The 14544-nt window shown below is 65.2% G+C and carries 7 protein-coding genes and 1 pseudogene; 6 read left to right on the top strand and 2 right to left on the bottom strand.

Annotation, left to right across the window (positions count from 1 at the left end; genetic code table 11):
• Window positions 1–446 precede the first annotated feature (446 nt).
• The 6 genes and pseudogenes from dcm (at window position 447) to WME82_RS43955 (ending at window position 10875) form a co-directional block, all read left to right on the top strand.
• Window positions 447–2924, top strand: coding sequence for a DNA (cytosine-5-)-methyltransferase (dcm, locus tag WME82_RS43980; RefSeq protein ID WP_438040177.1), 2478 nt, complete (start codon window positions 447–449; stop codon window positions 2922–2924).
• Window positions 2921–3304 (top strand): annotated as a pseudogene (locus WME82_RS43975) (ATP-binding protein); the annotation flags it as partial. The gene dcm and the pseudogene WME82_RS43975, both read left to right, overlap by 4 nt.
• Before the next feature lie 288 nt (window positions 3305–3592).
• Window positions 3593–5017, top strand: a complete 1425-nt coding sequence (locus WME82_RS43970) for a sensor histidine kinase (protein WP_438044987.1) — start codon at window positions 3593–3595, stop codon at window positions 5015–5017.
• On the top strand, window positions 5014–6522 hold the full coding sequence (locus tag WME82_RS43965) for a DNA cytosine methyltransferase (RefSeq protein ID WP_438040176.1): 1509 nt from the start codon (window positions 5014–5016) through the stop codon (window positions 6520–6522). The genes WME82_RS43970 and WME82_RS43965 overlap by 4 nt, the downstream gene beginning before the upstream one ends.
• A gap of 18 nt (window positions 6523–6540) precedes the next feature.
• Window positions 6541–8022: an ATP-binding protein gene (locus WME82_RS43960; RefSeq protein WP_438040175.1), complete on the top strand. Its 1482-nt coding sequence runs from the start codon at window positions 6541–6543 to the stop codon at window positions 8020–8022.
• Between the two features lie 6 nt (window positions 8023–8028).
• A complete protein-coding gene (locus tag WME82_RS43955) occupies window positions 8029–10875 on the top strand; it encodes a Z1 domain-containing protein (protein ID WP_438040174.1) in 2847 nt (948 codons plus the stop codon).
• 16 nt (window positions 10876–10891) lie between these two features.
• Here the strand turns inward: WME82_RS43955 and WME82_RS43950 are convergent, their stop codons facing one another.
• Together WME82_RS43950 and WME82_RS43945 are read right to left on the bottom strand one after the other, a co-directional pair.
• Entirely contained in the window at window positions 10892–11941 is a 1050-nt protein-coding gene (locus tag WME82_RS43950; RefSeq protein ID WP_438040173.1) for an HNH endonuclease, read from the bottom strand.
• A complete protein-coding gene (locus tag WME82_RS43945; RefSeq protein ID WP_438040172.1) occupies window positions 11938–13740 on the bottom strand; it encodes an AIPR family protein in 1803 nt (600 codons plus the stop codon). The genes WME82_RS43950 and WME82_RS43945 overlap by 4 nt, the downstream gene beginning before the upstream one ends.
• Between the last annotated feature and the right edge of the window lie 804 nt (window positions 13741–14544).

The raw sequence follows: 14544 nt of genomic DNA, 5'->3' as shown, positions 1-14544 counted from the left end.
GGCCGGGCAGAGACATCGCGGGTACCGCCACCGCTGCCACGACCCGGGCCACCCTCGGCGAGCTCCCTGGTCGACGACGAGGCCACGACCATGCGTGACTGATCCCGGTCGAGAGTCATCCAGGGATACAAGCTTGCCCTGCTCGCTCCGGCCCGTCACCAGCATTCTCGCGATCCACTCCCGTTGCCGATCGAGGCGTCCGCGACCGTGCGCCCTTCGTGCACCTTTCGCCCGGCGCTCGCACCGTGGCTCGCAGGTCAGGGTGAGCGGCTCGGCACGCTCGCTCGGGGAGGTGCCCTGGACCCGCCGTGGCGCCGTCCTCCGCTGGTCATCGACGACTCGCGAAAGCGACCCGCACCGCCCGACGTGACGGGATCGAACGTCAGGGCCCGCGTGCCGCGTGTCGAGGTTGACCTCCAGCGTGCTTACTATAAAAGGTTCACCCCGTGCCCCACCACCACGAGCTCGACACGGATACCAGCACGGAGAGCGCCGGTCTCGTGAGAAGGATCCGGGCCGCGCGCGGGCTCACACAGGAGGGCCTCGCACGCGAGCTGGGCGTCTCGTTCGCCACCGTCAACGGCTGGGAGAACGGACGCCACAGGCCCATCCCGGCACTCGCCCGGAGGCTCGCCGAGATGGCGGCGGAGGAGCGCCCTGGCTCCCCTCCGGCACAGCTCGCCCCCGTGGCCGCCGAGACCGCTGCCCCGGTCGCCCCGAGACCGGAAGGTGCGAGCCCTGGGCGTGATGTGCCTCCTTCCACCCCTGACGATGTGCCACGCCGGCTCGCCTCCAGCGGGTGGCCGGCGGACGAGCGCGAGCGGCGGGACTTCTATCACCGGCCGCGCGAGTTCCCGCCGGAGGTCTCGCGCTGGCGCGCGTCGATGCTCGAGCGCATCAGGGCGGACCGGTCCCGGTACCCGCTCGCCGCCAGGGCCGTGAAGGCGGCCATCGAGCGCGCCCGGGAGGAGGCGGGAGGCAAGCTCGCCCCCGACGCCGAGGAGCAGGTCAGGGTCGAGACCCTCCGCGGCCTGATCGACGACGTCATCTCGGCGATCCGCGAGGTGGCTCGGATCGCCGCGGTGCTGCATGCCACGCCGAGGCTCGGCAACAAGAGCGATCCGGTCGACGAGCTCGTGTACATCATCCTCTCGCGCAAGACACGCGAGGACGCGTACCAGCGCGCGTACGACGCGCTGCGGCTCACATTCCCGCGCTGGGACGACCTGCTCCATGCGACCCCCGAGCATGTCGAGTCCCTGCTTTCCTCCAGCGGGCTCGGCGAGAAGAAGACCGCGAGCCTCTTCGGCGCGCTCGGGGCGGTGAAGGAGCGCTTCGGTTCGTGCACGCTGGAGCCTGCCCGGGACTGGGATGATGACAGGCTCGAGGAGTTCCTGGTCTCGCTGCCGGAGCTCAGCCGCAAGAGCGCGTACTGCGTCATGATGTATGCCTTCGGGCGGCAGGTGCTGCCCGTCGACACCCACGTCGGGCGCGTGATGTCCCGCCTCGACCTTCACCGCGATCTGGGACTCGGCCTCGAGGGTCTGGACCACAAGCAGCTCCAGGCGATCCTGGCCGACCTCGTACCGCCGAATCTCCGCTACTCGCTGCACGTGAACCTTCTCGTCCACGGTCGCGAGATATGCCGGGCGCAGAAGCCACTCTGCGGGGAATGCGACCTGCGAGGCTTCTGCGCCCACTACCGGCGCGGCGAGGTGCAGCGCGTCGAGAGCATGGAGAGGCCGCGCATCATCGACCTCTTCGCGGGGGCGGGGGGGCTCTCGGAGGGCTTCGAGCAGGCGGGCTTCGAGGTTGCGCTCGCCGTGGATGCAGACGCTGTCGCGATGCGCACGTATCGCTTCAACCACCCTTCCGTGCACGAGGATCGCGTGCTGTGCCGCGATATCAGGACCCTCGAGCCCGGCGAGCTGCGCCGCCGCGCCGGTCGACGGCGCATCGACGTGCTGATCGGTGCGCCCCCCTGCCAGGGCTTCTCGCCTGTGGGGCACCGCTCCAAGGTCAGCCTGACCGGCTACAGCATCAAGGACGATGCGAGAAACTACCTGTACAGGCACATGGTGGCCGCGGCGATCGAGCTGCGTCCGAAGCTGTTCCTCATGGAGAACGTGCCGGGAATGAAGTCGGCCCGCAAGGGTGACCTGTCCTTCCTCGACGAGGCAGCACGGGCCCTCGCGGAGGAAGGCTTCACGACCACGACCTGGCGACTCAATGCCGCCGCACTTGGTGTGCCGCAGGATCGTGTACGCTACTTCCTTGTTGCGGCCGCAGGAGTACCCCTGCCGGCACGCCCGCCGGAGCCATACCAGGACAGCCTGGCTCGCGAGTTCGATCCGCATGCGCTGCCTGCTGTCAACTTCGACGAGGCGGTGTTCGATCTGCCGCCCCGCCAGGCGGGCGAGGGCTATGTGATCGACCTCTGGCCCTCGCGTGAAGATCCCGGCTCCGCCCGGTACCGCCGCTATCTCTCGAAGTTCGACATCCTCTCGACGTCAAGGCTCCTGTTCAACCACACGGTACGCTACCACAACGAGCGCGACCTCGAGCTCTACGGACTGCTGCGTCCAGGCGAGGACAGCGTTCATGCCCTCGAGAGATACGGACGCCCCGATCTCATGCGCTACCGTGCCGACGTCTTCGATGACAAGTACGCGCGCCTCCGCGGCGACAGACCCTGTCGGACCATCGTCTCGCACCTCGCCAAGGACGGAAACGGCTACATTCACCCGTCGCAGGTGCGGTCCATCAGCTTCCGGGAGGCTGCGAGGATCCAGTCCTTCCGTGATGATTACGTGTTCTGCGGATCGCCATCCGACCAGTGGGTCCACCTTGGAAACGCCGTGCCGCCGGTGATGGCGGCGGCGATTGCCCGGAGCTTTCTCGCGGCACTCGGGGAGAACAGATGATGCTTACAGGAAATGCCCAGTCAGGTACCGCAGCCTTCGCGCCGCGTGCAAGGCTCCTGAAGCTGATCGGTGCCGAGCTGATCAGCGACGAGGTCGTCGCGCTCACGGAGCTCGTGAAGAACGCGCACGATGCCGATGCCACGTGCGTCACGATCCAGTTCTCCGGCGTCACGGGTGAGCATGGAGAGATCCTCGTTCGCGACGACGGGCACGGAATGGACCTCGACACCCTGATGTCCCGCTGGATGCAGCCGGCCAGCAGCGCGAAGGGACGCAATGGCCGTCGCTTCACCGCCGGAGGGCGCCGCGTGCTGGGCGAGAAGGGCGTTGGCCGCTTTGCAGCGGACAAGCTGGCGTCCCACCTCGATCTGGTGTCGCGGCCCGCGGGGGCATCCGACGAGATCCACGCCGTGTTCGACTGGGACGACTTCGAGCACGATGACCTGATGCTCGCTGACGTGCGGAGCCGCTGGGAGGTGCGCCAGCCCGACTGGCTCGAGTCGAGCGGGACGGTCCTGCGCCTCTCCGGGCTACGCGCGATCTGGAACGAGCGCCTCTTCCGACGGCTCTCGACACGCCTGTCGCGCCTCGTGTCGCCCTTCGGAACAGCTACGAAGGGCTTCCGCGTGGTCATCGAATCGGACGAGTTCCCGGACTACTCGGGCGAGGTGGTCGCGGGCTTCATGGACCAGGCTCCGTACCAGATAGAGGCCGAGTTCGACGGAGTCGCGAAGGTCACGCTCCGGCTGAATGGCGGACAGGCGATCGAGCAGGCCTGGACGGGTCATGAACCGCTCCGCTGCGGTCCCGTGCGTGCGCGCTTCTTCGCCTTCGACCTGGAGACGGATGCGATCGCGCGCATCGGGCCAAGGATGGAAGTACGCGCGTGGCTGCGCGAGTGGTCCGGCATATCGGTGTACCGCGACGGTTTCCGCATCTGGCCTTACGGCGAGCCGCACGACGACTGGCTGCGCCTCGATCAGCGCAGGGTGAACAATCCTGTGGTGCGCCTGAGCAACAACCAGGTCGTCGGGTTCGTCGAGATCTCGGCGGATCGTAACCCCGAGCTCCGCGACCAGACCAACCGCGAGGGACTCATCCACAACGATGCGTTCGCTGACCTGCAGCGCTTCGTCCTGCACGCGCTGCAGGCCCTCGAGGCCGAGCGGCAGGCCGTGCGGCATCCTGGCGGGAAGCGGCCCGAGCGGCGACCATCGAACGCTTCCGGTTCACAGGATCTGACCGGGCTCTCCGACACCCTGGAACGCCTCGCTCGCCAGGCGAGCGGCGACCTGGGTGCTGAGCTGAAGCGCACGGCGGACCGGGTTCGTTCCCAGATCGCCCTGCGAGAGGCAACGCACCGGAGAATGCTCGATGGCTACTCCGACCTCGCGGCCCTGGGGCACACGGCATCGATGCTTGGCCGGAGCGTGAATGTTGGGATTGCCGGCCTGCGGGAACGCGTGACATCGCTCCGGACAGCACTCGGCCGGAGAGCGGCGGCGGATCCCGCGTCCCTCGCGATGAGCGTCGCCGAGCTGGATACGATGCTCGATCTGGTCTCAGGGCAGCTCAGCCTTGTCGCGTCGGCCGGGTCCGGTGCCGCGAGGCGGCGACGCGGGCTCGACGTGCCGGTCGAGCTCTGCAGAGTTCGCGACGCCCTCGGACCCATGCTCGATCAGGAGGACGCCCAGCTCGATGTCCACGCTCCCGAGGGCGTGCTGCTCCGCACCGAGATGCGACCCGAGATCTTCGCATCGCTCGTCAACGTGCTCGTACGCAACTCGCTGGAATGGCGATCCACTGGTCGCACGCTCCGCATGAGCGCCACCGTTCGCGAGAGCGGGGACTGCCTCGAGTTCCTGTTCTCTGACAACGGGCAAGGCGTGCTCGCGATGCTCGAGGACAAGCTGTTCGAGCCGGGTGTCTCCGGGCACGATGGAGCTGGCATGGGGCTCACCATCGCACGCAACATCGTCACCTCGCACGGGGGCGCCATCTCGCTCGTGCTCGATCGGCGGAGAAAGGGGGCCACGTTCCGCATCCAGCTGCCGCGCAAGCGCTCGAGGGCCACCACCGCACGGGAATCATGAGCAGACGGACCGCGACGGTCATCGACCTGTTCAGCGGTGCAGGAGGGCTCTCCCTGGGGTTCCGTGCGGCAGGAGCGCGCATTCTTGCCGCCGTCGATGCCAGCGAGCCAGCTGGCCGGACTTTCCGGCGCAATTTCTCGCTCCTCCAGCCTCGGCAGCCTCCGCGGGTGTTCCTCGGAGACGAGGGTAATCTCGAGGACCTTGATCTCGAGAGCGTTGCCCCGCAAGCGAAGGGGCCAGATATTCTCGTCGGTGGACCACCCTGCCAGGGGTTCTCCCGCGTCGGACGGGCGAAGCTCGCCAGCCTTGCCGATGATCCAGAGGCCGATGATCCCCGCAACGAGCTGTATCTCCGGTTCGTGTCGGCAGCGCGCTACTGGCAGCCGCCGGCCGTGGTGATGGAGAACGTGCCGGGGATGCTCTCGGTACGTGGCAACAACCTGGCGGAGATCGTGGCGGGAGATCTCGCCTCGTGCGGGTACCGCGTGGGATACGCGCTGCTCAACGCGGTCTGGTATGGCGTACCTCAGTTCAGGGAACGACTCTTCTTCATCGGGATTCGCGGAGACCTGGGTCTGCTCCCCTCCGCCCCCGTGCCAACCCACAGGGTCGAGCTGCCTTCCGGGTACCTGCGGCCGCCCGAGGCGATCACGCTATCGCTCCCCTTCATGCCCCACTTCCAGCTCGAGGTTCCGCTCGTTCGCGCGCAGCTGACCGCGACGACGACGAGGGATGCCATCGACGACCTGCCCCGCATCATCGACCACCTGTCGGAGCCGAGGCCACCGGGACGCGTCGAGGACTTCCGTGTCTTCCGGCCGTATGACCATCACCCCGCATCCACCTTCGCGCGGCTGATGCGGGCCTGGCCCGGGCTCGACGTGCCCCCTGGCGTGCAGGATCATGTCATCCGGCGGACTCCGCGAGACTTCGAGACCTTCCGGCGGATGGAGGCCGACGATCGATACCCGGAGGCCATGCGCATCGCCCGCGAGCGGTTCCAGGAGGAGCTGGCGAGACGCGCCAGCTCCGGCAACGCTCCCGCGGAGGGGACCCCCGGTTACGAGGAACTCCGGAGAAGCATAGTTCCGCCCTATCCGGAGGCGAAGTTCGTCGACAAGTGGCGGAAGCTCAACGCCGACCGCCCGTCGTGGACCGTGCCGGCCCACCTGTCGAGGGACGCTTACTCCCACATTCACTATGACAGCGATCAGGCACGCGCGATATCGGTACGCGAGGCTGCACGGCTGCAATCATTCCCCGATGCCTTCGAGTTCAGCGGCAACATGGGCGACTGCTTCACCCAGATCGGGAACGCCGTCCCGCCTGTGCTCGCGTGGGCCATTGCTGCGCACGTGATGACCCAGGTCGGGTTCCGTGCCAGGTGGCCGGAACTGCACCGCGAGACCGCGACGAGCGCGCAAAAGCGGCGCTCGGCTCTGCCCTCTCGTGCGCGACGACGCCCGGAGCCGGCACGCGGGGATGATGTGCAAGGAGATGGTTGAACAGGAGCACGGTTACGGATGAGCACGGATCGCACGCGGATACCGCCCAATGCAAAGCGACTTGTCGGTGCGCTACGTTCAATTGGATACAGCTTCGAGCAGGCCGTTGCAGATATCATCGACAACTCCATTGCCGCCGAAGCACACAGCATCCATGTCCAGGTGGTCCGTAGCGAAGACGAGCTAACGGCTGTCCGTATCGTCGATGATGGCGGAGGAATGAACCGCTCCCAGCTGGCGGAGGCGATGCGCTTCGGCGCCGAGACCGAGCAGACGCCGCAATCGCTGGGCAAGTTCGGGATGGGAATGAAGATCGCCTCACTCAGCCAGGCGACATCCTTGACAGTTGCGTCCCGCAAGGGGGGAGAGGCGAATGCGATGCGGTGGACCGTCGAGGGCCTCGCGGACGACTGGCGATGCGATCGACTGAAACAGACCGAGGCAGCCCGCCTGCTTGATGAGTGCCACGCGGATCTCGACCTCCGCGAGCACGGCACCGTCGTGAGCTGGAGCGACCTCGATCGCATCAAGGGAGCTCGTGGAGGTGTCGAGGTCACCATCGACCGGCTGACCAGCAAGCTGCGCCATCACCTGGGACTGCATCTTCACCGCTTCCTCGAGAACGAAAGGCTCCGTATCCAGATCGACGTCATCCACGAAGGTGACGGGAAGTGCGGGGTCACCCGGCGTGTCGACTGCCTCGATCCGTTCGGCTACGACCCTCACGAATCTAGATTCCCGATCAGAACGTTCCTTGTCGAGCTTCCCGGCATCGGTCGCCTCGACCTCCAGGCGCATATCTGGCCTGCCAATGCGACCTCCAGGAATTACAAGCTCGACGATGCGGCAAAGCGGCAGGGAATCTACTTCTACAGAAATGATCGGTTGATCCAGGCGGGTGGATGGAATGGCCTCCGTACGGCCGCGGAGCCACACCTGTCGCTCGCGCGGGTGATGGTCGACCTTCCACCGCAGTACGATTCGGGTTTCAGCCTGGACGTACAGAAGGCGAGCGTCAAGGTTCCACCGAGCTTCGTCGATGCGCTCCACAAGTCCACCGATCGCACGGGATTCAGGTTCAAGCAGTACCTGAACGAGGCGCAGAAGATCTACCGCAGAAAGGAGCGCCAGGATCCGACCAGCTACCCGCTCGTGCCCGGATCAGGCATTGCGTCCGCCGACCGCGAGAAGCTGAAAGCTCTGCTGGCTCCCGGCGAGAACCGGACGCGCGAGGTGGGATTCGAGTGGAGCGAGATCGATGAAGGGCGTCTGTTCAGGCTCGACTCCACGAGGAAGGTGATACAGCTGAACAAGCAGTACCGCAAGCGCATCCTGGAGGGGCGCCCCGCATCGGCCACAGATGCACCGCTGGTGAAAATGCTGCTTTTCTTCCTCTTCCGCGAAGATCTCGACCGCGAACGTAGAAACGAGAAGCATGAAGCACGGCTTGAGCAGATCGACGCAGCACTGCGGATCGCGATGAAGAGGATCGAGGAGTGAGCGTGCATGGATGACAATCTGCTGATCGAGAATGCGTTCAGAGCGATGGGAGACGACGAGCGGGAACCCGGTCCACAGGGGATCCGGGCGTCTCTCAGGCAGGCTGCGGCCAGGTATCACATCACCATCGATGAGCAGCAGATCGATCGTGCGCAGACGGCTCTCCTCGACGAGGAGCCGGGTGCCCGGTCATCACTCCTGCTCGCAAGGTATCTCCACCGCTGGGATCACCTTCCAGCGCCTGCCTGGGCAGCGGGTACGCCCCCGAACTCTCTTGAGAGACGCACCCGGATTTACGATCTCCTCGAAGTGGATGCGGCTTTTCGTTCCCGGTGCGACGCCGTGATCCCTCCGCGGCTGGATGTGAACGAGCCCGTCGTGATCGCGGATGAGCATCAGGAGTGGCTGAACCCGAGCGTGAAGAAGGCATGCAGGTTCTTCTACTGGAACACCTACTGCAACCAGCTACGCGGGGCAGGCTGGCCGGAAACCAGCATCATCGAGCTCGATACGATCACCGACCTGATCGTGGAGAGGCTATCCGACCCCACACGGCGCGAGATCTACCGGACGAAGGGGCTTGTCGTCGGCTATGTGCAGAGCGGCAAGACAGCGAACTTCACGGCCGTCATCGCGAAGGCAGCAGACCTTGGCTACAGACTGTTCATCGTGCTGGCCGGCACGCTTGACATCCTCCGGAACCAGACCCAGCGCCGGATCGACAAGGATCTCATAGGCAAGGAGATCATCGCTTCTTACGTCGAGGAGGGAGCCGAGCACGACTATGCTCATGATGCCGACTGGGACAGCTTCGTCTCGCATGGATGCCTGCCGAGCGAGGAGGGGCTCTTCGACTGGCAACGGTTGACTGGTTCACACGAGGACTACAGGAGGCTCGGTCGGGGCATCGAGGCGCTCGAGTTCACAACCCACATCCCCGGTCGCCGCTACAACGATCCTACGAACCTGGCAAAGGTCAAGGCGCGTCTTCTCGTCGTGAAGAAGCATCCACTCGTGCTGCGCAAGCTCGCGGCCGATCTGAGAGCGCTGCGCGGTGCACTCCATCAGGTCCCGGCGATCGTGATCGATGATGAGTCCGATCAGGCGTCCATCGACACATCCCGTACGACCGATGAGAACAGGCAGCGCACGGCCACGAACCGGGAGATCGTGGCGCTACTCCAGCAGCTGCCCCGGGCGCAGTACATCGGCTACACCGCAACCCCGTTCGCCAACGTCTTCATCAATCCAGATGACGAGGAGGATCTCTTCCCGAAGGACTACATCATTCCTCTCCTGCGCCCTCAGGGCTACATGGGCGTTCGCGACTTCTATGACTTCGGAGTTCAACCCGAAGGATACGAGTCGAACGAGCGAGCCTACATTCGCCGCGTCGTCGGAAACGACGAGGAGCCCGGGAACCTTCTGCGCGCAATCGACTCGTTCATCGTTTCTGGCATGATCAAGCTTTACCGGCAGGATCGTGGAGTACGCACTACACGTCACCACACGATGCTGGTCCACCGTTCGCCACGACAGGCTGACCATCGCGATGATTACGACCTCGTGGTCCGGCTGCTGGAAGAGGCAGGGTACACGTCCCGACAGGGACGGGAACGCCTGCAACGTCTCCTCGAGACAGACTTCTTGCCAGTGAGCCACGCCAAGGGGGCCACACTGCCGTTACCGGGTACCTACGCCGACCTCCACCCGTACCTGGGGAAGGTCCTGGATCTGATCGGGAGCACGGGGGCATGCATCGTCAACGGCGATGGCAACCACATCGACGAGGGGGCGCCCGACTTCGATGCCCCCGGCCGCGTGTGGCGGATCGTCGTCGGCGGCACGAAGCTGTCGCGCGGCTACACGGTCGAGGGCCTGACGATCAGCTACTATCGCCGCAGGGTGAAGACCGCGGACACCCTCATGCAGATGGGAAGATGGTTCGGGTTCCGGCAGGGGTATCGCGACCTCGTGCGCGTGTTCATCGGAACGCAGGAACCAGACGGAGCCCGGAAGACGGCTGATCTCAACGAGGCATTCCGGTCCATCTGCATGGATGAGGAGGAGTTCAGGGAGGACCTCCGCAAGTACTCGCAGCAACGGGACCCGCGTCTCCTTCCAAGGGAGGTGCCTCCGCTCGTCGCGAGCCGATTGCTCCTGCCAACCGCGCGAAACAAGATGTGCAACGCTCGCCTGGTGGCCCTGAACTTCGGCGGCGAGTTCATCGAGAGGACGCTCGTGCCGCACGGAGACGAGAAGAACGCCAGGCTCCTGGAACAGATGCTCGAGAGCTGCGAGACGTCGTCACGACGATTCTGGATCAAGCTCGGGAGGGCCACGAGGAACATCGACGCCGTCGTGGGGACATGGACACCCGCTGGTGTACTGCGCTTCCTCCGTGAATTCCAGTGGTCTACACCTGCAGCACACGGGATGTTCGAGCCGGTACTGAACTTTCTCGGTGGCAAGATGGGTGATCCCGGTATCCTGCAGTGGCGGATCATTCTCCCGCAAGTCGAGAGCATGCATGCCCCGTGGACCTGTGCAGGCCAGCGCTTGAGCGTCGCAGAGCGTGCAAGGGATGAGTTCCGTGGCGACGGCCGGTACAAGGCGTTCTCAGATCCGGCGCACCGAGCCGTTGCCAGCAAGCTGATCGGCGCCACGCCCGACCAGGAAGCGTCGCCGGAACTACTCGAGCTGATGGATCCTCATCAAGGGGTGATGCTGGTGTACCCGTGCAGGGCGCCCGGCGAAAAAGGGGGACCTCCTGCCATCGGCTTCACCCTCCTGCCACCCGCGAATCTGCTTCCGAACAGGACGAAGTTCACCGTCACATCAACGGTCTCGTGATCCCTGGTGGCCACGATCATCGCGGCATGCGTAGACGCTCGAGGAATCGCCGCCACCGGGCCTTCAGCGCGGCGGGATCCGGGCGCCCTCCCGGGCAGAGCAGCCGGCGGCCTGCCAGGGTACTGTAACCAGCGGCCATCGCGGCCGGATGAAACTGTACCTCGAGGCCCGCCGGGTCGATTCCCATGAGATCCAGATCGAAGAGCGTGTGAATGTCAGCTCTGAGCAAAAGGCCGTTCGTCTCGACCTGGGTATGGACGCCCCTGTAGGGCAGGATGTGGGCCGCCTCGAGCAGCTCGACGAGGCTACAGCCAGTGACGGCGCATCGATCACCGAACCGGCGGCGCAGTGCCTCCCGGAACGCAGGCTGCCCGCGACGGGCACGTATCTGGCGGATCGCCAGCTCGCGAGGGTCGGCATGTGCATCGATCTCGATGGGCTGCGCGACCCCCAGGGTCCCGGATACGGCGTTTTCCCCTCCTGCATTCTCGATCCGACGGCCATCTTCATGCAGCAGCGCTCCCACAGCAGGAACTCCAGAGAGGAGTGCCGCTCTGATGCTCTCAAGTGCGATCCTCTGCATCGCGAGCTGCCGATTGTAAGCCGGGCAGGCTCGCCTGAGCGCCTCGAGCGGAATGGTTCCTGGAGTGGGTACGAACGTGGATCCAAAGCGGGCCTCGAACGCCGTGCAACCGATCTCTTTTTCGACCGGGACATCAAATTCTGCTTTGCAGGAGTGACATCTGTACGGAGGCGACAGGGCAACTCTACGCTTGAGTGTCGTCTTCATGCATGCAGGGCATCGTCTGACCGTTTTCCGATGACTCTCATCGCGCACGATGGTGACGATACGTGCCAGGCCGAGCAATGCCGATGCATCCCGGATCAGTACAAGATCGCCCTCGCGGATCTGACGTGAGTTCGGAACGAAGCTGTCGTACCGGTAGGAATGCGCCGGCTCATCGTTGTATCCCTCGTTCCCCTCGTGCTGGCGCTCATCTCCGAACGCAAGCAGAAGCCATGAATTCGAATGCGGCGACGGTTCTGCCCCGGTCCCGCTGCTCATGGGGTCGCCCGAGATCTCGGCGAGGTGAACTCCGGGATGGGCTCGTCCGGCAGCTCGATCTCAAGGTTCTTCACGATATCCCAGCAGTCCCGGCTCTTGCACCACTCGGTGACGTTTCGGGAGCCCGCTCCCCGGATGATTGCCCGCTCGACAGCCGGGAAAGTTGCGCGTACCGCGTCCTCCAGGGAGGAGGACATCCGCTGTACGGCCCACACTCGCTCGAGATCGATCCGGTCTCCCAGTCGGTGCGACAGGAGAGCAACCGTGTAGGCAACGATATTGGCTCGGTAAGCACCAATGCGCGCAGCGGCAGCTGCATGCCGCACCGCGCGGAAGATGATTCCCCTGGCCACGAGTATCCTGAAGGAGTGCCCATCCACCGTCGCTGGCATGCTCGACCTGCGGATCATGAACTCCTGGAAGTTCTTCTGCGCACCGCGACTCACGACATGCGGAAGGCACGACCAGCAGTGCTCGAACACGGCCACGTCGGTCTTGCTGAACACCTGAGTTGGCGGATGCATGAGATCGAACTGCTTCCGCGCGGCAGGCGTCACGGCGGCCCGCGCGCGTGCCACCTGGTACTGTCCTCTCGCGCGCTCGTAGAACCAGCGAGTCTTCTCGCCAGGCGCCCAGGTCGTGCGCGAGAGCTGCTCGAGATTCAGATGAAACGGGTGGTTTGCCGAGAAGTCCGCATCGTTGACCTTGTTCTGACTGTTGGCGCACTGCGAGATCCTGGGCACGATGAGATCCACATTCTCGCCGTCAACGATCGTGAGCTTGACGGGCACGAACACCCGCGAAAGATCTGCCATGTCCCGCTTGGCGGCACGATGGATCGAGGCGGTCGTCTGACCTCCGTTCACGATCTGGAGGCCACGGAGCCATGCAAGAGCCGTCGTGCCGTCTTCACGCCGCGTCACCCTCGCGTCCTGGGCAACGGCGGTCAAGCCGTTGTTATATGCAAAGAACCTGCCCGGCTCTCGCAGTAGCGTCTCACGGATTCCCTTGTTGACCTTGCCGCGCGCCTGCAGGAAGGAACGCACATTGAGCTCGAGGAGACGCTCGCCAAAGTCGTCGTACAGACGTGCGAGAAGGGCTCCAGGCAGGGCCGCCAGGTAGGACCGCTGTCTCCCCTCGCTCTCCACGGGAAGGCACGGCACGGGACCGCCAGGATTCCGCTCGAGGTCGACCTCGATGAGCTCTCGTGCCCTGCCAGACGCGATGCTTCTCGCCAGGCGTTCGATGTCCCATACGTGAAGCTCGATACCAAGCGACCCCGCAGCAGCCCGCAGGCCCCGCTGGTCCTCGAGCTCGCGAGCGACGCCGTCGGTGACGAGCGTGAGCCTGACAGTATCGAACATCGCCTCGCCGACCCGCTGCACCATGTCGCGTACGGGTCCTTCGTCGCATGCTTGGCGCGCCAGATCTCGCCGCGAGAACGCGACGAAACGCAGTGCAGACCTGGCCAGGCGTTCCACCTCCGCACGCGGGACAGGCTCGGGCTCAGCGGTGCCCTGGAACCGCGTCACGACGAGGTCGAGCCGGCGCTCGTCCTCGTCAATCTCGTACGCGTTCACCTTGACGAGAGCGTTCCCATGCCGTCGCTCCAGCCGGCAGATTGACACCGTGGTGAGCGCCCCGACCTCGCACAGGATGTCGGTGACCTGCTCCGTGAAGCTGTCCTCCGCACAGGCGTCATCAGAATGATCTCTGTCACCTCCGAGCTGCGCCCTGCGGGCAGTCCGGTCCTCGAAGAGCTGACGCGAGAGGGCGAGGGCCTCCGAACTCACCGCCATGGCTACAGGGGGCTCGCGGTGGGAGTGATGCTGCGGATGTACGCATGCACGCACTCTCGGCCACTGCCAGTATGTTCAGCTGAGAGCACTGAAGTCTTCACAGTTTGACCACCCGCCCGCGCCGGCCTCCTGCCAGGCGCTCGGTGCTTTTCCTCTCCACGCATCACCTCGCTGGGCCTTGACAGGCCCACAGGAACGCGACGCAACGTCTCTTCGCGACGCTCTGCCTCCTGGGCGTCGGGTACGAGGTTGCGGTCGTTCACGACCGTCATCTTGATCGAGCGCAGCATCAGCAGCCTCTTGTTTATCACCGCGCCGGGATAGATCCCAGACTGGTGAGGTTCGGCAGCGGGCGTCCCGCGGCGTCAGCCCTACCCGTGGCGGGTGACCTCCCTCCTGCGCGACCGCTCCTGAGGGGCACAGGGTCGCGGGCATGTGTTGAGAATCAAGCTGGTTGATGCTTTCTCTCTCGGGCTGGCTGATGACCATCGCGACGGTGAGCGGGCCCCAATCACGGGCGTGATGGTCGGCTCATCGCGCCCTGAGCGTGCCGGGGTGCTCGGACGCGTCAAGGGTTCCCTCGCAGGGCTCGGCGGCTGCGCCGCCCTTGACGCGCCCTGCGCGCCCCGGCGGCCACGTCGCGCGGGCGATGGGCGGACGGAGCCTCCGGCGGGGGCTCCGGGCACCGGATGGGCGGGCGATGGCCATCGCGCGCGTGAGCGAGCCATCATCCTGCGTGAGCGAAAAGCGGCCCCAACCATCATCTAACGGGAGCGTCAACAGCATGCCACGGAGGAAGTGGAG

The organism is Sorangium sp. So ce128, from assembly GCF_051525245.1.
Taxonomy (GTDB): Bacteria; Myxococcota_A; Polyangia; order Polyangiales; family Polyangiaceae; genus Sorangium; species Sorangium cellulosum_B.
Note: the sequence above shows the minus strand (reverse complement) of the source record. Positions and strands in the feature narration are given on the sequence as shown.